Origin of the sequence: Nocardia sp. NPDC058176 (genome assembly GCF_042883805.1) — a bacterium.
Classification (GTDB): Bacteria; Actinomycetota; Actinomycetes; order Mycobacteriales; family Mycobacteriaceae; genus Nocardia.
In genome coordinates this window covers 394,900-411,464 of record NZ_JBHVVA010000002.1, presented here as the reverse complement: position 1 = coordinate 411,464, position 16,565 = coordinate 394,900, and the positions used below count along the sequence as shown (strand labels likewise).

The following is a 16,565-nucleotide window of genomic DNA, read 5'->3' as shown; positions in this document are numbered from 1 at the left end:
AGGATCACCCATGAAGAAGTCACTTCCCGTGCGCCGCATCGGTATCGCCGCGCTCGCCGTCGTGCTGGCAGGCACCGCCGCGGCCTGTTCCGGCGACAGCACCGAGACCGCCGCCGTCGCCCTCGAACCCGCCCCCGCCGAGCAGCAGCTCGCCGCCGACTGCCCGAGTACCGTTGTCGTGCAGTTGCAGTGGGCGCCCGAAACCGATTCCGGGCCGATCTTCGGCCTGCTCGGCCCCGGCTACCAGGTCGACGCCGACAACAACAAGATCACCGGTCCGCTCGTCGCCGACGGCAAGGACACCGGCGTCAAGCTGGAGATCCGTGCGGGCGGTCCCGCTATCGGCTTCCAGACGGTGCCCTCGCAGATGTACGTCGATCAGTCCATCACCCTCGGCCTGGCCCACTCCGAGCACGCCATCGCCGCGGCCGGGCAGCAGCCGATCGTCGCCGTCACCACCCTGCTGCGCAACAGCCCGCAGATGCTGATGTGGGATCCGGGCACCAATCCCGGCTGGCAGGGCATCGCCGACATCGGCAAGTCGGGCAAGCCGATCGTGGTCTCCAAGGGGCAGCTGTACCCGGATTGGCTGGTTGCCCGCGGGCTGGTGAAGCCCGAGCAGATCGACGCCTCCTACGACAACTCGCCGTCGCGGTTCGTCACCGATCCGTCCTTCGCCCAGCAGGGCTTCGCCAACGCCGAACCGTTCACCTACGAGCACGAAGTGCGCGCCTGGAACAAGCCGGTGAGCTACCAGCTGCTCAAGGACGTCGGCTACGAGGGCTATGCCCGCACGGTCAACGTGCGCGCCGACAAGCTCGACGAACTGCGGCCCTGCCTGCGGAAACTGGTGCCGATGATCCAGGCGGCCACCGCGCAGTTCGAGGCCGATCCGTCCCACGTCAACGACGTGGTCGTGGATGTGGTCTCGCAGAACCCCAAGCTCAACCCCTACAGCGCCGAACTGGCCACCTTCGGCTCGAAGGCCCTCATCGACGGCGGCCTGATCGGCAACGACACCGACGGCGTCCTCGGCAGTTTCGACGAGGCCCGCGTCCAGCGCATCATCGACGAATTCGGACCCATCCTGCGGACCGGCGGCGCCGATGTGCCCGCCGGGCTGACCGCCGGGGACCTGGTCACCAAGGAATTCCTCGATCCCGCCATCTCCGTCACCGGATAAGGAGTCACAACCATGACCGCCAGCTACGACCTGTCGGAAGTCTCGCGTGAGAAGCAGATGGGCGGACTCGGTAGGGAAACCGACGACCGCGAGATCCGCGTCATCGACCTGACCGACTTCGACGCCCGCCGCGCCGAGATCACCGACCAGCTGTGGGCCGCCGCCACCGAGATCGGCTTCTTCCAGCTCTCCGGCCACGGCATCCCGCAGGACCTGATCGACGGAATGTTCGGCACGACAGCCGATTTCTTCGCCCTGCCCGAGGAGGTGAAGGGCCAGTACCCGCTGGTCAAGAAGAACAACGCGGGCTGGGAATCGCTGAGCCAGGTGCGCCCGTCCATCGGCGTGCCGGATCAGAAGGAGTCCTATCAGGTCACCCGGCCGCACATGGACCAGCTCTGGCCCAGCGAGACCGAACTGGCCGGATTCCGTTCCCGTGTCCTCGATTTCGAGCACCGGGCGTGGGAGGTGGCGATGCGGGTGCTGTCCTGCTTCGCCGACCGGCTCGGCCTGCCGCGCGAACACTTCACCGCCGCACACGATCCCGAGTCGCCGAACTACCAGAGCGCACTGCGACTGCTGCACTACTTCGCCGTCCCCGAGGAACTGCGCGGCGTCCCCGGCCGCTGGCGGGCCGGCGCGCACACCGACTTCGACTGCCTGACCCTGCTGTTCCAGCGCGACGGTCAGGGCGGCCTGCAGGTGTGCCCCGGCAAGGAGATGGAAGAACAGGAATGGACCTCCATCACCCCGTCGTCGAGCCTGATCACCTGCAACATCGGTGACATGCTGACCCGCTGGAGCGATGACCTGCTGCCGTCGAACTTCCACCGTGTCCGCAGCCCCGGCGAGGGCGAGTACCAGGGCGAGCGCTACAGCATCGCCTACTTCGCCCAGGCCGACCGCGACGCGATCATTCAGGGACCCGCGGGCAAGTACCCGCCCGTCACCGCGGCGGACTTCCTGACCCAGCGCGTGCAGGCCAACTACCAGCCGCAGGGATAATTACCCCGTCAACCCCGGAAAGGACACTGCGATGACCGTGGACAGCACCTCCTCGCTGCTCGGCCAGTCGGTTCACCGGCAGATCAGGCAGATGGTCCTCTCCGGTGAGCTGACCCCGGGCCAGCCGCTCAGCGTGCCCGCGCTGGCGACCAAGCTCGGGGTCAGCCGCAGTCCCGTCCGCGAGGCGGTGCAGCAGCTGATCTACGAGGGGCTCGCGGTGAGCGCGCCGCACGCGGGCGCCAAGGTGGCTGCCGTCGACGACGACCGGATCCGCGACGTCCTCGCGGTCCGCGCCGCCCTCGACGGCCTGGCCGCCGCCGCGGCCGCCACCCGGCTCACCGAAGCCGACCTCGACAAGCTCGGCGCCATCATCGCCGCCCAGGAAGCCAATCTCGACGACAGCACCGACGCCACCCGCGACGCCCAGCTCGACATCGAGTTCCACACCTTCATCCGCGACGCCTCCGGCAACGCCTGCGTCGTCGACGAACTGGCCCGCCTCGAAGCCCAGGCCCACCTCTACCGCGGCGACCTGTGGTGCTCGGCCCGTAACCGCCGCGTGGCCCTGCGCGAACACCGGCGCATCGTCGAAGCCCTCGAATCCGGACACCCGGAATCGGCACGCGCGGCGGCCGAGGCCCACGTCCAGGGCCTGCTGACCCGCCTCGCGCGGCAGTGACGGCTCAGCGCTGATCCCGGTAGGCGGGCGCCTTGGCCGTGCCCGCCGGGGTCAGCGTGCGCAGCAGCGGCATGGTCCGCCGGGCGACCACCGTCGACAGCACGATCACGCTGTGCGAGCGCACCACCGAGCCGGTCCGATCGATGCTGAGCAGCACGGCCTGGAGTCCGGCGTGCGAATCGGCGCCGATGCGGCACAGCACGTCACCGGAGCCGGTGGTCGCGTACGCCTCCAGCACGCCCGGAATCGCGGCGAGCTCGGCGCTGACGGTGTCCAGCGCGCCCTGCGCGATCTCCAGGGTGACGAACGCCTGCACATCGAAACCGGCCGCGGTGACATCGAGCTGCGGGTCGTAGGAGGCGATCACCCCCGCCTCCTCCATCCGGTTGATCCGCGCCTGCACGGTCGCGCGCGCCACCTTCGTCCGGCGCGAGAGCTCGAGGATTCCGGCCTTCTGGAACTCGTGCATCGCGGTCAGGATCGCCAGATCGAGCTCGTCCAGTTTGGCGGGCGTTCGCATCGACAGACCTCCGTGCTCGGGTGCTATTCAAATTGTCCATCATCAGGCCGGGAAAGGTAGCAACTCGAGGCAGCCTGTCCAGGCTGTGCTGGTGTTGTTGCTCAGGTGCGGCCCGGCGAGATTTCCTTGGTCATGACCATTGAGCAGCAGCTCGTCGGGCTGATCGAGCACGACGACAGTGTGGATCCGTTTCCGGTGACCGGGTGGGACGCGCTGGTGTGGGTCGTCGGCAACGCGACCCAGAGCGCGCACTTCCTGCAGTCCGCGTTCGGGATGCGGCTAGAGGCCTACTCCGGGCCCGAGACCGGCAACCGCGACCACAAGGCGTTCGTGTTGCGCAGCGGGGGAGCGCGGTTCGTCGTCAAGGGCGCGGTCGATCCCGACAGTCCGCTCGTCGCCCATCACGACCGTCACGGCGACGGCATCGTCGACATCGCCCTCGAGGTGCCCGATGTGGATCGCTGCATCGCCTGGGCCCGCACGCACGGCGCGACCGTCCTGACCGAACCCCACGACGAGAGCGACGAATTCGGCACGGTCCGCTCCGCGGCGCTGGCGATCTACGGCGAGACCAGGCACACGCTGATCGACCGCTCGGCCTACGCCGGTCCCTATCTCCCCGGTTACGTCGCGCGCACGTCGACCCGGGAACCGCGCCACGGCAGGCTGTTCCAGGCGATCGACCACGTGGTCGGCAATGTGGAACTCGGCATGATGGACCGCTGGGTCGAGTTCTACCGCAACGTCATGGGATTCACGAACATGGCCGAATTCGTCGGCGACGACATCGCCACCGAGTACTCCGCGCTGATGAGCAAGGTCGTCGCCAACGGCAACCACCGGGTCAAGTTCCCGCTCAACGAACCGGCGGTGGGCCGCAAGCGCTCTCAGATCGACGAGTACCTCGAGTTCTATCGCGGGCCCGGCGTGCAGCACATCGCGCTGGCCACCGGCGACATCATCGCCACCGTCGACGCGCTGCGCGCCGAGGGTGTCGAATTCCTGGCCACCCCCGACACCTATTACGAGGACCCGGAACTGCGCGCGCGAATCGGCCATGTCCGGGCACCAGTCGAGGAACTGCAGCGCCGCGGCATCCTGGTCGACCGCGACGAAGACGGTTACCTGCTGCAGATCTTCACCCGCCCGCTGGCCGATCGCCCCACCGTCTTCTTCGAACTCATCGAGCGGCACGGATCACTCGGCTTCGGAAAAGGCAACTTCAAGGCCCTGTTCCAGGCCATCGAGCGCGAGCAGGAGGCCCGCGGCAATCTGTGAGCGGGTTCGCGCAGCTACTACAGTTCATGGCATGCGGATCCCCTCGGCGATCATCACGGGCATGGCCCTTGCTGTCGTGCTGTCGTCGTGCGGATCGGGGGGGAACTCCGATTCGCCGACCGGCTCGATGCGCCCACCACCGAAGGTCGCCTCGCTCGGCCCGTTCGTCGGCGAATGCGGACACGTCACCGACGACGAAGTACGCGACCTCGCCGGGATCGGCCAGATCGCGCGGGTCTACAAGAACGCCACCGGCTGCAACTGGGAGGCGGCCGGAATGTCTTCGCCCAGTGTCACCTTCGCCTCCTACCGGGGCAGTCCGATCGAGCGGGAGAAGGCCTGGGTGTCCAGCGTCGGGCGCGCACCGGAGTCGATCGACGTCGGCGGGCGCCCCGGTTTCCAGGCGCTCGATCCCCGCGGCACCGTCTGCGATCTCGCCGTGCAGCTCGACGACGACTTCTTCGAATGGTCCATGTCCACCGGCATGTTCGCCATGGGCGGCAACCCGTGCGACCGGACCAGGAAGCTGGCCGAGCTGACCGTGGGACGGCTGGGGTGAGCGCGCGCGCGATCGCGGCCGCCGCGGCGGGCGCACTGCTGCTCACCGCCACGCTGGCGGGCTGCGGTGCCAAGATCGAGGGCAACGCCCAGCCGCTGGGCAGCGGCGGTGGCGAAGAGGCGATCAACACCGACTTCGACAAGCTGCTGCGCGAGTGCGAGGTCGTCGCCGCGGACAAGATCGGCGAGATCGTCGGCGACGCCCAGATGGTGTTCACCTCGTTCAGCGGCGCCATCTGCATGTGGGACATCGAGGATGCCCCCGGTGGGAGCGCCATGGCTACCCTGAACTGGTACGAGATGGGTACGCTGAACAACGAGAAGACCACCAACGACAAGTTGGGGTACCTCACCGGTGACATCACCGTGCAGGGTCGCAGGGCCCTGCAGGTACGCCGCCCGGGTGACGACGACTCCTGTGGAGTCACCGCACCGGCCGCCGATGTCGGGGTCGTCGGCTGGTGGATCAACTACCGACCGGGCTCGGCTCATCCGGACCCGTGTGCCGGGGCGCAGAAATTGGTCGAGCTGACCTTGGATCTGGCCCGCTAGAAGTCTTGACCTCGGACCCCACTTTGACCCCGGTTCGGGCAGGCGCGTATCGTGGATCGCTGTGCCCGGATTGCTACGGGCAAGTTCGCGTGTGAACGTAGGCCAGCGAAAGCGGCCGATACGTTCCAGCGTGCCCAGAAAAAGGGCCCTGAGCTGCGCGCGACACGCCCGACCGCGGGTTAAAGGAAACACGGTCGGACGTGCGGGTGAAAGCTCGATGAACTGAACACACCGCAAATCAAGCCGCCATTACCAATAAGGAAAGCCGGTCTATGCCAACCATCAACCAGCTGGTCCGCAAGGGTCGCCGCGACAAGGTCTCCAAGACCAAGACTGCGGCCCTCAAGGGGAGCCCGCAGCGTCGTGGCGTGTGCACTCGCGTGTACACCACCACCCCCAAGAAGCCGAACTCCGCGCTGCGTAAGGTCGCGCGCGTTCGCCTGACCAGCGCGATCGAGGTCACGGCGTACATCCCCGGTGAAGGCCACAACCTGCAGGAGCACTCGATGGTGCTCGTGCGCGGCGGTCGTGTGAAGGACCTCCCGGGTGTGCGCTACAAGATCATCCGTGGCTCGCTCGACACCCAGGGTGTGAAGAACCGCAAGCAGGCCCGCAGCCGCTACGGCGCCAAGAAGGAGAAGAGCTGATATGCCACGCAAGGGCCCCGCACCCAAGCGTCCGCTGATCAACGACCCGGTCTACGGGTCGCCCCTGGTCACGCAGCTGGTCAACAAGATCCTGCTGGACGGCAAGAAGTCCACCGCCGAGCGCATCGTCTACGGCGCGCTCGAGCAGGCTCGCGAGAAGACCGGCACCGATCCGGTCGTCACCCTCAAGCGTGCGCTCGACAACGTCAAGCCCGCCCTCGAGGTGAAGCCCCGTCGCGTCGGTGGCGCCACCTACCAGGTGCCGGTCGAGGTCCGTCCGGGCCGCGCCAACACCCTGGCGCTGCGCTGGCTGGTCAGCTACTCCCGCGCGCGTCGTGAGAAGACCATGGTGGAGCGTCTCGCTCACGAGCTCCTCGACGCCAGCAACGGCCTCGGTGCCGCGGTGAAGCGCCGCGAGGACACCCACAAGATGGCCGAGTCGAACCGGGCCTTCGCGCACTACCGCTGGTAAGTCCCCGGCCCGTCACTCAAAAGGGAGAATTCCGTGGCACAGGACGTGCTCACCGACCTGAACAAGGTCCGCAACATCGGCATCATGGCCCACATCGATGCGGGCAAGACCACCACAACCGAACGCATCCTCTTCTACACCGGTATCACGTACAAGATCGGTGAGGTTCATGACGGCGCGGCCACCATGGACTGGATGGAGCAGGAGCAGGAGCGTGGCATCACGATCACCTCCGCCGCTACCACCTGTTTCTGGAAAGACAACCAGATCAACATCATCGACACCCCCGGGCACGTCGACTTCACCGTCGAGGTGGAGCGTTCGCTGCGCGTGCTCGATGGCGCGGTCGCGGTGTTCGACGGCAAAGAGGGTGTCGAGCCGCAGTCCGAGCAGGTGTGGCGTCAGGCCGACAAGTACGACGTGCCGCGTATCTGCTTCGTGAACAAGATGGACAAGCTCGGCGCTGATTTCTACTTCACCGTGCAGACCATCAAGGACCGTCTCGGTGCCAAGCCGCTGGTCATCCAGCTGCCGATCGGCGCGGAGAACGACTTCGAAGGCATCGTCGACCTCGTCGAGAACAACGCCAAGGTCTGGAAGGGCGAGACCAAGCTCGGCGAAGAGTACGAGGTCATCGAGATCCCGGCCGACCTCAAGGACAAGGCCGAGCAGTACCGTCAGGAACTGCTCGAGACCGTCGCGGAGTCCGACGAGGCCCTGCTGGAGAAGTTCTTCGGCGGCGAGGAGCTCTCGATCGATGAGATCAAGGGCGCCATCCGCAAGCTGACCGTGAACTCGGAGCTCTACCCCGTGCTCTGTGGTTCGGCGTTCAAGAACAAGGGCGTGCAGCCCATGCTCGACGCGGTCATCGACTACCTGCCCTCCCCCCTGGATGTCGAGGCCACCACCGGCCACATCCCGGGCAAGGAAGAAGAGCTGGTCACCCGCAAGCCGAACGTCGACGAGCCGTTCTCGGCCCTGGCGTTCAAGATCGCGGTGCACCCGTTCTTCGGCGAGCTCACCTACGTGCGCGTGTACTCCGGTGCCGTGGCCTCCGGTGCCCAGGTCGTCAACTCGACCAAGGGCAAGAAGGAGCGTCTGGGCAAGCTGTTCCAGATGCACTCCAACAAGGAGAACCCGGTCGGCACCGCCTCCGCCGGTCACATCTACGCCGTGATCGGTCTGAAGGACACCACCACCGGTGACACCCTGTCGGACCCGCAGAACCAGGTCGTCCTCGAGTCGATGACGTTCCCGGACCCGGTCATCGAGGTCTCGATCGAGCCCAAGACCAAGTCCGACCAGGAGAAGCTCGGCACCGCGATCCAGAAGCTGGCGCGCGAGGATCCGACGTTCTCGGTCAAGCTCGACGCCGAGACCGGCCAGACCGTCATCGGCGGCATGGGCGAGCTCCACCTCGACATCCTCGTGGATCGCATGAAGCGCGAGTTCAAGGTCGAGGCGAACGTCGGCAAGCCGCAGGTGGCCTACCGCGAGACGATCACCAAGACCGTCGAGAAGCTCGAGTTCACCCACAAGAAGCAGACGGGTGGCTCCGGCCAGTTCGCGAAGGTCATCATCGCTGTCGAGCCGTTCGTCGGCGAGGACGGCGCGACCTACGAGTTCGAGAACAAGGTCTCCGGCGGTCGTGTGCCCCGTGAGTACATCCCGTCGGTCGACGCGGGTGCCCAGGACGCCATGCAGTACGGCGTGCTCGCCGGCTACCCGCTGGTGAACCTGAAGGTCACCCTGCTCGACGGCGCGTACCACGACGTCGACTCCTCGGAGATGGCGTTCAAGATCGCGGGTTCGCAGGCCCTCAAGGAAGCGGCCCGTAAGGCCGGTCCGGTGATTCTCGAGCCGCTCATGGCGGTCGAGGTCATCACGCCCGAGGATTACATGGGCGACGTGATCGGCGACCTCAACTCCCGCCGTGGCCAGATCCAGGCCATGGAGGAACGCAGTGGTGCCCGTGTCGTCAAGGCGCTGGTTCCGCTCTCGGAGATGTTCGGCTACATCGGTGACCTGCGGTCCAAGACCCAGGGTCGCGCGAACTACTCCATGGTGTTCGCCCAGTACGCGGAGGTTCCGGCCAACGTGTCCAAGGAGATCATCGCCAAGGCGACCGGCGAGTAATTCGCTTGCCGGGGCCAAGTACGCTTGGCCCCGGCAACCGGGCGTCAGCACGACCCCCCTTAATAACCGCACTGCTGCAAAAAAGCACGCACTAACTAGTCCAGGAGGACAACAGTGGCGAAGGCGAAGTTCGAGCGGACGAAGCCCCACGTCAACATCGGCACCATCGGTCACGTCGACCATGGCAAGACCACGCTGACTGCAGCGATCACCAAGGTGCTGGCTGACAAGTTCCCGGATCTGAACGACGCGTTCGCGTTCGATCAGATCGACAAGGCGCCGGAGGAGAAGGCTCGTGGTATCACGATCAACATCTCCCACGTCGAGTACCAGACCGAGAAGCGCCACTACGCGCACGTCGACGCCCCGGGCCACGCCGACTACATCAAGAACATGATCACCGGTGCCGCCCAGATGGACGGCGCGATCCTGGTCGTGGCGGCCACCGACGGCCCGATGCCGCAGACCCGCGAGCACGTGCTGCTCGCCCGTCAGGTCGGCGTGCCCTACATCCTGGTCGCGCTGAACAAGTCGGACATGGTCGACGACGAGGAAATCCTCGAGCTCGTCGAGATGGAGGTCCGCGAGCTGCTGGCCTCGCAGGAATTCGACGAGGATGCCCCCGTCGTGCGCGTCTCCGGCCTGAAGGCCCTCGAGGGCGACGAGAAGTGGGCCGAGTCCATCGTCGAGCTCATGTCGGCCGTCGACGAGTCGATCCCGGACCCGGTCCGTGAGACCGAGCTCCCGTTCCTGATGCCCGTCGAGGACGTCTTCACGATCACCGGTCGTGGCACCGTCGTCACCGGCCGCATCGAGCGCGGTGTGGTCAACGTGAACGAGGAAGTCGAGATCGTCGGCATCCGTCCGGACAAGACCAAGACCACGGTCACCGGTATCGAGATGTTCCGCAAGCTGCTCGACCAGGGCCAGGCGGGCGACAACGTCGGTCTGCTGGTTCGTGGCATCAAGCGCGAAGATGTCGAGCGTGGCCAGGTTGTCGTCAAGCCCGGCACCACCACCCCGCACACCGAGTTCGAGGGTCAGGCCTACATCCTGTCGAAGGACGAGGGTGGCCGCCACACCCCGTTCTTCAACAACTACCGTCCGCAGTTCTACTTCCGTACGACTGACGTGACGGGCGTTGTGACCCTGCCCGAGGGCACCGAGATGGTCATGCCCGGTGACAACACCGAGATGTCCGTCAAGCTGATCCAGCCGGTCGCCATGGACGAGGGCCTGCGCTTCGCGATCCGTGAGGGTGGCCGCACCGTCGGCGCCGGTCGCGTCACGAAGATCATCAAGTGATTTCGTAATCACTGACACCGCAACGGCGTCGCTCCTTCGGGAGCGGCGCCGTTCGGCGTTTCCGGGACCTGTTGTGCGACAAGGATTTCGCAACCGCTGCTCGCGACAATCGATCCAGCCCTCGCGCCTGACATGGCATCATGAGGGGCGGATCGACGCGACGGGGGTGGTGTCAGTGGATCGCGAGCACGAACGGATCCGGCGCCGGATTCAGGAGGCCGCGGCTCAGGACGAGCGCGACAACACCTTCAAGATGGGTGCGATCGCGATCGTCGGTATCGCGGCGCTGATCGGTGGTTTCTACCTCGTCGACAAGAACAATGATCCCGATCCGGTCGTGGCCTCGTGCTACCGCGAGGACCGTGACGGTACCCGGACGGTCGTGGCGGACAGCAAGTGCGACAGCAGCTCGGCCGGCGTCTCCTATCGCACGAGGTCGCCCACCATGTGGCCGCAGTACCGCTACTACTACGGCGGCACCGCACCGCTCGGCCAGACGCCGTCGGGTGGCACCACGATCAAGCCCAGCAATGTGGAGATCAAGACCAAGAGCGGGACGGTGATCCAGCGCGGCGGTCTCGGGCGCGGTGGTGGCGGCAGTGGTTCGTGACGACGCGGCACCATGACCTGCGGGGTCATCGCGATGGTGCGCGCGGGTCGGTACGGTCCGGGGTAGGTATTCGGACGGATCGGAGAATCGCGTGGGCAGCATCGAGAAGGAACTCGGCGTCGAGGAAGGGGTGCTCGGGCAGGGGATGCCGTATCTGGCCTTCGGGTCGGGGCGGCCGCTGGTATTCCTGCGCTGGTTCACCCCCGACCACACCAATCCGAAGGGCTGGCTGCGCAGCGCCGAGATCAAGACGATGGCGCCGCTGGCCCGGCACTATCGCGTGTACGCGGTCAATCGCGCGCCGGGGATGGCGGCAGGCACCACGATGTCGGACATCGCGCGCGAGCACGCGGTGGGTCTGCGCGCCGAATTCGACGGTCCCGTGGACGTTCTCGGGATTTCCTCGGGTGGTTCGCTGGCGCTGCAGCTCGCCGCGGATCAGCCCTCGGTGGTACGTCGACTGGTGGTGGCGTCCTCGGGATACCGCCTCGAAGAGGCAGCCCGCGCCTCACAGCTGAAGTACGCGACGGCCGCGGCCGAGGGCAAGCGCTCGCTGCACCACATGCTGACCATCGGCATCGAGTCCCCGCTCAAAGCCAAGCTGGTCGGTGCCGCCGCCTGGGTCATCGACCCGTTGGCGCGGCCGAAGAACCCGGCCGACACTCTGGCCTTCGTCCGCGCCGAAGACACCTTCGACGTCTCCGATCAGCTCGGCGACATCACCGCGCCCACCCTGGTGATCGGCGGTGACCGCGACGAGTACTACCAGGTGTCCACCTTCGAGAAGACCGCCGAGGGCATCCCCGGCGCCCGCCTGATCGTCTACCCGGACACCAACCACCTCGGCGCGATCAAGCACCCCCGGTTCGCACCCGACGTGACCGAATTCCTCGACGCGCCGTAGCGGCCGGACTCAGGCGTCGAGGCGGACCCGCACGCTGACCCGGCCGCGTTCGTCCCGGGTCGACACCGCGTGACCCGCGTGGTCGGCACCGTCGATCCGCAGGGTCACCGGTCCGCCTTCGCCGAGGAAGTTGCGCCACCACGACTTCTTGTCCGGCATGGCCACGCCGATGAGGTACTCGTCCCCGCGGCGCCGATAGTTCACGGGCGTGCTGAAGGTGCGTCCCGATTTGCGCCCCACGTAGCTCACCTGAGCGAACGCCTTGCCGAGCACCTTCCCGATGACCGGTGCCTCGGTCAACGCGACCACTCCCGCGTTGAACCCGCGCACGCCCCGGCGCGCCAATGATTCCTGCCCCATCAGAACTCCCTGCCTCGTGGTGAGATTCCGTCCCCAACGAGGCTACTGACACCTGACGGAGCGTGCCGGTTCAGCGAATCCGGGCCCCGTAGACGTGCTCCACGGCCAGCGACATCAGCACCCGCCGATCCGACACCATCACCGCGCGGTACTCGTCCCAATCCGGATGCTCGCCCGCCGCCGCCCGGTAGTAGTCGACGAGCGCCTCGACCTCCGGTCCGTTCGGGTCACCACCCGGCCCGATCAGCGTCGCGGTTCCCTCCGCCGTGGCCCATGCCCATCCGTCGGCGCTGGTCACTTCGAACGCCGCCCGAGGATCGCGTCGCAAGTTCACCGTCTTGGCCCTGCCCTCGGTCATCGACACGTAGATGATCCCCGCCTCGCGATCGAAATACGGTGTCACCGGCGACAACTGGGGCCGACCGTCCTTCTTGATCGTCGCGAGCACCCCCAGCCGGGCCTCGGCGAGCAACACATTCGGATCGAACGCTTCTTCTGACACGGCAGGTCTCCTGTGGGTGCGAAGGCGGTTGTTCGAAAGGAACGGTCGGCGCCGCGGGTTTATGCCCGGGTGAGCGCTCGCGGCGACGTCGTATCGGCCGGTGCGACGCCATTGGCGAGCAGCCGCAGCGCGTCGGCCGAGCTCGCATCGCGCGGGGTGTAGACCTCGAGCCGGTGGTCGGCGCTGTCGGGTTGCAGCCAGACCTGGTAGTCGACATCGGCGCCGCCGACCGTCGGATGATGCAGTCGCATCCTGCCGACGGTGCAGTCGGCCACCTCGCCCTCGGCCCACAGCGTCGCGAATTCGCTACTGCGCATGGCCAGTTCGCCGATCAGTTCGGCCAGTCGCGCGTCGGTGGGGTGGCGGCCCGCGGTGAGCCGCAGGTAAGCGACGTGGATGCGGGCGAGTTCGGCCCAGTTGCGGTGCAGGTCCCTGGTGAGCGGATCGAGGAAGAACTGGCGCGGAATCGAGGGGCGCCGGTCGGGATCGGCGGGTGCGTCGAAGTCGAGGTGCTCGGCGAAGAGCGCGTGGCCGGTCCGGTTCCAGGCGAGCACGTCGCCGCGCCGGCCCAGGACCACCGCGGGCATGGTCTCGCCGAGTGCCTCGAGCAGCGCGAGGACCCGGGGATTGGCCTGTTCCACCTCGGGCGTGACCAGGCGCGGTGTGCTCGGCCGTCCGGCGAGATTGTGCAGGTGGGCCGTCTCGGCCTGATCGAGCCGCAGCACCCGGGCGATGGCGTCGATGACCTGCTCGGAGGCCGTGCCCGCCTGGTCCTGTTCCAGCCGGGTGTAATAGCCGGCGCTTACCCCGGCCAGCTGGGCGAGTTCCTCGCGGCGCAGGCCGGGCACGCGGCGGGTGGCGCCGTAGGTGTGCAGGCCGATCGCGGCCGGGGTGATCCGGTCGCGGCGGGTCTTCAGGAATGCGCCGAGGCTCTCGAGTTCCATGTCCTCGATCGTAGGGAGCGCGGGCGGGCCGTGGGTATCCCTGCCAGGTGTACCCATCGCCGGGGCTGGTTGTCCTCGGCGCGGAGCCGCAGATTCAGTGGCATGAAACAACGACTCGCTCCCACCGAGCTGCGTGCCTGGCTCGGGCTCCTTGTTGTCCTCGGCCCCGTCCTGCTCGTCGCGATGGACGGTTCGATCCTGTTCCTGGCGATGCCGACGCTCACCGACGCGCTGACCCCCACCGCCGACCAATCCCTGTGGATCCTCGACAGTTACGGCTTCGCCGTCGGCTCACTGCTGATCGCGTTCGGCAGCCTCGGCGACCGCTACGGCCGCCTGCGTCTGTTGATGATCGGTGCGGGCGCGTTCGGTATCGCCTCGGCCGCGGCGGCTTTCGCGACCAGCCCCGAAATGCTGATCGCCTTGCGCATCGTGATGGGCGTGGCGGGCGCGACGCTGCTGCCCTCGGCGCTCGCGGTGCTGAGCACCCTGTTCACCGATCCGCGCAAACGGGCGCAGGCCATCGGCATCTTCGCCGCCACCTTCGCCGCCGGATTCGCCATCGGCCCGATCGTCGCGGGACAGCTGCTGAGCCACTTCTGGTGGGGTTCGGTGTTCCTGATCAATCTGCCTGTGCTGCTCGCCTTCCTGGTGTTCGCGCCGATCCTGCTCCGTGAGGTGCGCACCACCCGCACCGGCGGCGTCGACGTGCTGAGCGTGCTGACCTCGGCGGCCGGGCTGCTGCTCACCATGTACGCCGTGAAACACGCTGCCGCCGCGGGCGTGTCGGTGGACGGGCTGGTCATCGGGCTCGTCGGCTTGGTCCTGCTGGCGTGGTTCGTGCGGCGCCAGTTCCGGATCACCTTGCCGCTCATCGACTTCGGCCTGTTCCGCAATCCCGTGTTCGCCATCGCGATCCTCACCGGGTTCCTCCCGCTGGCCGCCTGGTCGGCCACCGCCTACCTGACCGCCACCTACCTCCAGTCGATCCTGGACATGAGCATCGCCCGCGCCGCCCTGCTGGCCGTGCCGGGTGCGCTGGTCCTCACCGCCACCGCCGTGGTGACGCCGATGGTCGTCGAGCGCGTCGGCCGGTCGACCGCGCTGGTCGCCGCGCACGTCTTCATCGCCGTCGGACTGCTCGCGCTGCTCCCGACCGGGACCGCCGACGGCATCGCCTGGTACCTCGCGGCCACCGTCATCGCCGGTGTCGGCTACGGCATCTCGTTCAGCGTCGTCGCCGACATCGCCGTCGCCGCCGTCCCCGCCGAACGCGCGGGCTCCGCCGCCGCCCTCGCCGAAACCAGCAACGAACTGGGCAATGCCCTGGGCATCGCCCTCTTCGGCTCCCTGGCCGCCCTCCTCTTCCGCCTCACCGGCCCCGACCTGGCCCCCACCCTCGGCGAGACACTGGCCCTCCCCACCCTCCTCCCCGCACAACTCACCGCCGCCCACACCGCCTTCGTCGACAGCCTGCACATCGTCGCCCTCACCGCAGCCGCCATCCACACCCTCGTCGCCCTACTCGCCTTCCGCATCCTGCGCCGCACCACACCGGCCGGCTCCGACGCCCACCAGCCGACAACCCTCGCCACCGACCTCCCCGTCGGCCCCCGAGCGTGAGCCCACCACCGAACTGTCCCGTGCCCACCGCGACGACCTGACACCCACCAGGTCGTCACGGTGGGCACTGCCAGGTCGGCGGTGGGACGCGCTATGTCATGACGCCGACCGTGATGTCGGCCTGATAGCCGTTGTCGGGGGTGGGGACGACTGTCAGCAGGGCGTGGGCGGTGCCGCGGCGGAAGAGGAAGTCCTGGTTGTTGTGGGTGCGGGGTTCGGTGCGGGTGGAGTACGGGGTGCGGGCGGCGACCGTTGTGGTGGTCTCGTCGTCGAAATACAGTTGGCCGGTGTGGATTTCGCGGCCGACGAGGTGCACTTTCAGGTGGATGTGGACGGTGCGGTTGTCGTACCAGCCGGGGAAGATCGTCGAGAAGGTCGCGCGGCCGGTGTCGTCGGTGGGCTGGATTCCGCGCAGGTAGCGGCTGTCGTCCGTGAGGGCGGAGTAGGTGCCGCTCGCGTCGGCGTGCCAGATGTCCACGGTGGCGGCGCGCAGTGGTTGACATGAGCTCGCGTCGACCACGGTGATGCGGAGGGTCAGTGGTGTGCCGGGTTTGTTCTCGCTGATGTCGCCGCGGACCAGGTCGGTGTCCACGTAGTAGGGGCCTTCGGTGCCCTGTGGGGTGAGTACGCAGCCGGGCGTGACGTTCTCGCGGTGGGGTGCGGACGTGCTCGGGCGGTCGGTTCCGCACCCCGCGGTCACCAGTCCCAGCCCGAGCGCGGTCAGGACGGTTCGGCGATTCGGGGTCATACCGGAATGCTCCGGCGGGTCTGGGTGGACCGGCGGGCCGCGATCAGCCCGTCGACACCGAACCGCCCCGCGCCCTGTACGGCGAGTACCAGGCAGGCGGCGGCGAGGACGAGAACCAGTTCGACACCACCGTTTTCGACGAAGATGCCGTGCGGCGCGTGGATGAACGCGATCGCGCCGGCCATGACCACCCCCAGTGCCGCGGCGGCCGGGCGGGTGAGCGCGCCGAGTGCCAGCAGGGGGCCGCCGATGAGTTCGGCGAACACGGTGAACGGGCCGGCCAGCTCCGGGAGCGGAATTCCCGACTCGCGCTGGAGGTCGATGGTCCCGGCGATGCCGAGGTTCTGGAGGGTGTCCCAGCCGTGCGCGAAGAAGATCACGCCCAGGGACAGGCGAAGCAGTAGGAGCGTGCCGTCCACGAGAGGTCGGGGAGCGGGGCCGGTCAGCAGTGCGAGGCTCGATTTGTCGGTCATGCGCCAGTCCTTTGTAGTTGCCTGACACAATAGTAGCGAGAGGCAACAGTTTTGGCGACCGTTATA

General features: G+C 67.4%; 19 protein-coding genes. 13 read left to right on the top strand and 6 right to left on the bottom strand.

Features of this window, described 5'->3' with window-relative positions:
• Positions 1-10: 10 nt before the first annotated feature.
• Genes ACFVVM_RS14315 through ACFVVM_RS14305 form a run of 3 tightly spaced genes read left to right on the top strand, consistent with a single transcriptional unit; the run spans position 11 to position 2,867 of the window.
• Positions 11-1,183: a nitrate ABC transporter substrate-binding protein gene (locus ACFVVM_RS14315; RefSeq protein WP_387617499.1), complete on the top strand. Its 1,173-nt coding sequence runs from the start codon at positions 11-13 to the stop codon at positions 1,181-1,183.
• 12 nt (positions 1,184-1,195) lie between these two features.
• Positions 1,196-2,188: an isopenicillin N synthase family dioxygenase gene (locus ACFVVM_RS14310; RefSeq protein ID WP_387617497.1), complete on the top strand. Its 993-nt coding sequence runs from the start codon at positions 1,196-1,198 to the stop codon at positions 2,186-2,188.
• 31 nt (positions 2,189-2,219) lie between these two features.
• Complete coding sequence (locus tag ACFVVM_RS14305) at positions 2,220-2,867, top strand: GntR family transcriptional regulator (protein ID WP_387617495.1); 648 nt, start codon at positions 2,220-2,222, stop codon at positions 2,865-2,867.
• Between the two features lie 4 nt (positions 2,868-2,871).
• Here ACFVVM_RS14305 and ACFVVM_RS14300 read toward each other — a convergent pair whose 3' ends face one another.
• Positions 2,872-3,387 carry an Lrp/AsnC family transcriptional regulator gene (locus ACFVVM_RS14300; RefSeq protein ID WP_071930493.1) on the bottom strand — a complete coding sequence of 172 codons (516 nt, stop codon included), beginning with the start codon at positions 3,385-3,387 and terminating at the stop codon, positions 2,872-2,874.
• A 132-nt stretch (positions 3,388-3,519) separates the two neighbouring features.
• Between ACFVVM_RS14300 and hppD the strand changes: the two genes are divergently transcribed.
• The 9 genes from hppD (at position 3,520) to ACFVVM_RS14255 (ending at position 11,849) form a co-directional block, all read left to right on the top strand.
• Positions 3,520-4,665 (top strand): 4-hydroxyphenylpyruvate dioxygenase, encoded by a 1,146-nt coding sequence (gene hppD / locus ACFVVM_RS14295; RefSeq protein WP_387617493.1) that lies wholly within the window; start codon positions 3,520-3,522, stop codon positions 4,663-4,665.
• A 31-nt stretch (positions 4,666-4,696) separates the two neighbouring features.
• Positions 4,697-5,224 carry a DUF3558 domain-containing protein gene (locus ACFVVM_RS14290; protein ID WP_387617491.1) on the top strand — a complete coding sequence of 176 codons (528 nt, stop codon included), beginning with the start codon at positions 4,697-4,699 and terminating at the stop codon, positions 5,222-5,224.
• Positions 5,221-5,775 (top strand): DUF3558 domain-containing protein, encoded by a 555-nt coding sequence (locus tag ACFVVM_RS14285; protein WP_387617489.1) that lies wholly within the window; start codon positions 5,221-5,223, stop codon positions 5,773-5,775. Before ACFVVM_RS14290 ends, ACFVVM_RS14285 begins: the two co-directional genes overlap by 4 nt.
• A 272-nt stretch (positions 5,776-6,047) precedes the next feature.
• A complete protein-coding gene (rpsL, locus tag ACFVVM_RS14280; RefSeq protein WP_387617487.1) occupies positions 6,048-6,422 on the top strand; it encodes a 30S ribosomal protein S12 in 375 nt (124 codons plus the stop codon).
• A 1-nt stretch (position 6,423) separates the two neighbouring features.
• On the top strand, positions 6,424-6,894 hold the full coding sequence (gene rpsG, locus ACFVVM_RS14275; RefSeq protein WP_071930488.1) for a 30S ribosomal protein S7: 471 nt from the start codon (positions 6,424-6,426) through the stop codon (positions 6,892-6,894).
• 33 nt (positions 6,895-6,927) lie between these two features.
• The gene (fusA, locus tag ACFVVM_RS14270; protein ID WP_387617484.1) at positions 6,928-9,030 is read left to right on the top strand and encodes an elongation factor G; all 2,103 of its coding nucleotides are present in this window, start codon (positions 6,928-6,930) and stop codon (positions 9,028-9,030) included.
• Positions 9,031-9,144: 114 nt separating this feature from the next.
• Complete coding sequence (gene tuf / locus ACFVVM_RS14265; protein WP_387617482.1) at positions 9,145-10,335, top strand: elongation factor Tu; 1,191 nt, start codon at positions 9,145-9,147, stop codon at positions 10,333-10,335.
• 175 nt (positions 10,336-10,510) lie between these two features.
• Complete coding sequence (locus ACFVVM_RS14260) at positions 10,511-10,945, top strand: hypothetical protein (protein ID WP_387617480.1); 435 nt, start codon at positions 10,511-10,513, stop codon at positions 10,943-10,945.
• A gap of 91 nt (positions 10,946-11,036) precedes the next feature.
• Positions 11,037-11,849 carry an alpha/beta fold hydrolase gene (locus ACFVVM_RS14255; RefSeq protein WP_387617478.1) on the top strand — a complete coding sequence of 271 codons (813 nt, stop codon included), beginning with the start codon at positions 11,037-11,039 and terminating at the stop codon, positions 11,847-11,849.
• A 9-nt stretch (positions 11,850-11,858) separates the two neighbouring features.
• Here the strand turns inward: ACFVVM_RS14255 and ACFVVM_RS14250 are convergent, their stop codons facing one another.
• The 3 genes from ACFVVM_RS14250 to ACFVVM_RS14240 form a co-directional block, all read right to left on the bottom strand.
• The gene (locus ACFVVM_RS14250; RefSeq protein ID WP_387617476.1) at positions 11,859-12,209 is read right to left on the bottom strand and encodes a nitroreductase/quinone reductase family protein; all 351 of its coding nucleotides are present in this window, start codon (positions 12,207-12,209) and stop codon (positions 11,859-11,861) included.
• A 70-nt stretch (positions 12,210-12,279) separates the two neighbouring features.
• Positions 12,280-12,711 carry a PPOX class F420-dependent oxidoreductase gene (locus tag ACFVVM_RS14245; RefSeq protein WP_387617474.1) on the bottom strand — a complete coding sequence of 144 codons (432 nt, stop codon included), beginning with the start codon at positions 12,709-12,711 and terminating at the stop codon, positions 12,280-12,282.
• A gap of 59 nt (positions 12,712-12,770) precedes the next feature.
• On the bottom strand, positions 12,771-13,655 hold the full coding sequence (locus ACFVVM_RS14240; protein WP_387617472.1) for a helix-turn-helix transcriptional regulator: 885 nt from the start codon (positions 13,653-13,655) through the stop codon (positions 12,771-12,773).
• Between the two features lie 102 nt (positions 13,656-13,757).
• Here ACFVVM_RS14240 and ACFVVM_RS14235 point away from each other — a divergent pair, with 102 nt between their 5' ends.
• Positions 13,758-15,278 carry an MFS transporter gene (locus tag ACFVVM_RS14235; RefSeq protein ID WP_387617470.1) on the top strand — a complete coding sequence of 507 codons (1,521 nt, stop codon included), beginning with the start codon at positions 13,758-13,760 and terminating at the stop codon, positions 15,276-15,278.
• A gap of 91 nt (positions 15,279-15,369) precedes the next feature.
• Here the strand turns inward: ACFVVM_RS14235 and ACFVVM_RS14230 are convergent, their stop codons facing one another.
• Both ACFVVM_RS14230 and ACFVVM_RS14225 read right to left on the bottom strand, forming a co-directional pair.
• Positions 15,370-16,026, bottom strand: coding sequence for an intradiol ring-cleavage dioxygenase (locus ACFVVM_RS14230; protein WP_387617468.1), 657 nt, complete (start codon positions 16,024-16,026; stop codon positions 15,370-15,372).
• A complete protein-coding gene (locus tag ACFVVM_RS14225; protein WP_387617466.1) occupies positions 16,023-16,499 on the bottom strand; it encodes a DoxX family protein in 477 nt (158 codons plus the stop codon). Before ACFVVM_RS14225 ends, ACFVVM_RS14230 begins: the two co-directional genes overlap by 4 nt.
• Between the last annotated feature and the right edge of the window lie 66 nt (positions 16,500-16,565).

Bases quoted from the DNA above. Each gene is read 5' to 3' on its own strand.
- ACFVVM_RS14315 (WP_387617499.1), top strand. From the start codon at position 11: ATGAAGAAGTCACTTCCCGTGCGCCGCATCGGTATCGCCGCGCTCGCC.
- ACFVVM_RS14300 (WP_071930493.1), bottom strand. From the start codon at position 3,387: ATGCGAACGCCCGCCAAACTGGACGAGCTCGATCTGGCGATCCTGACC.
- rpsL (WP_387617487.1), top strand. From the start codon at position 6,048: ATGCCAACCATCAACCAGCTGGTCCGCAAGGGTCGCCGCGACAAGGTC.
- hppD (WP_387617493.1), top strand. From the start codon at position 3,520: ATGACCATTGAGCAGCAGCTCGTCGGGCTGATCGAGCACGACGACAGT.
- ACFVVM_RS14290 (WP_387617491.1), top strand. From the start codon at position 4,697: ATGCGGATCCCCTCGGCGATCATCACGGGCATGGCCCTTGCTGTCGTG.
- ACFVVM_RS14230 (WP_387617468.1), bottom strand. From the start codon at position 16,026: ATGACCCCGAATCGCCGAACCGTCCTGACCGCGCTCGGGCTGGGACTG.
- ACFVVM_RS14250 (WP_387617476.1), bottom strand. From the start codon at position 12,209: ATGGGGCAGGAATCATTGGCGCGCCGGGGCGTGCGCGGGTTCAACGCG.
- ACFVVM_RS14235 (WP_387617470.1), top strand. From the start codon at position 13,758: ATGAAACAACGACTCGCTCCCACCGAGCTGCGTGCCTGGCTCGGGCTC.
- rpsG (WP_071930488.1), top strand. From the start codon at position 6,424: ATGCCACGCAAGGGCCCCGCACCCAAGCGTCCGCTGATCAACGACCCG.
- ACFVVM_RS14225 (WP_387617466.1), bottom strand. From the start codon at position 16,499: ATGACCGACAAATCGAGCCTCGCACTGCTGACCGGCCCCGCTCCCCGA.
- ACFVVM_RS14310 (WP_387617497.1), top strand. From the start codon at position 1,196: ATGACCGCCAGCTACGACCTGTCGGAAGTCTCGCGTGAGAAGCAGATG.
- ACFVVM_RS14240 (WP_387617472.1), bottom strand. From the start codon at position 13,655: ATGGAACTCGAGAGCCTCGGCGCATTCCTGAAGACCCGCCGCGACCGG.
- ACFVVM_RS14305 (WP_387617495.1), top strand. From the start codon at position 2,220: ATGACCGTGGACAGCACCTCCTCGCTGCTCGGCCAGTCGGTTCACCGG.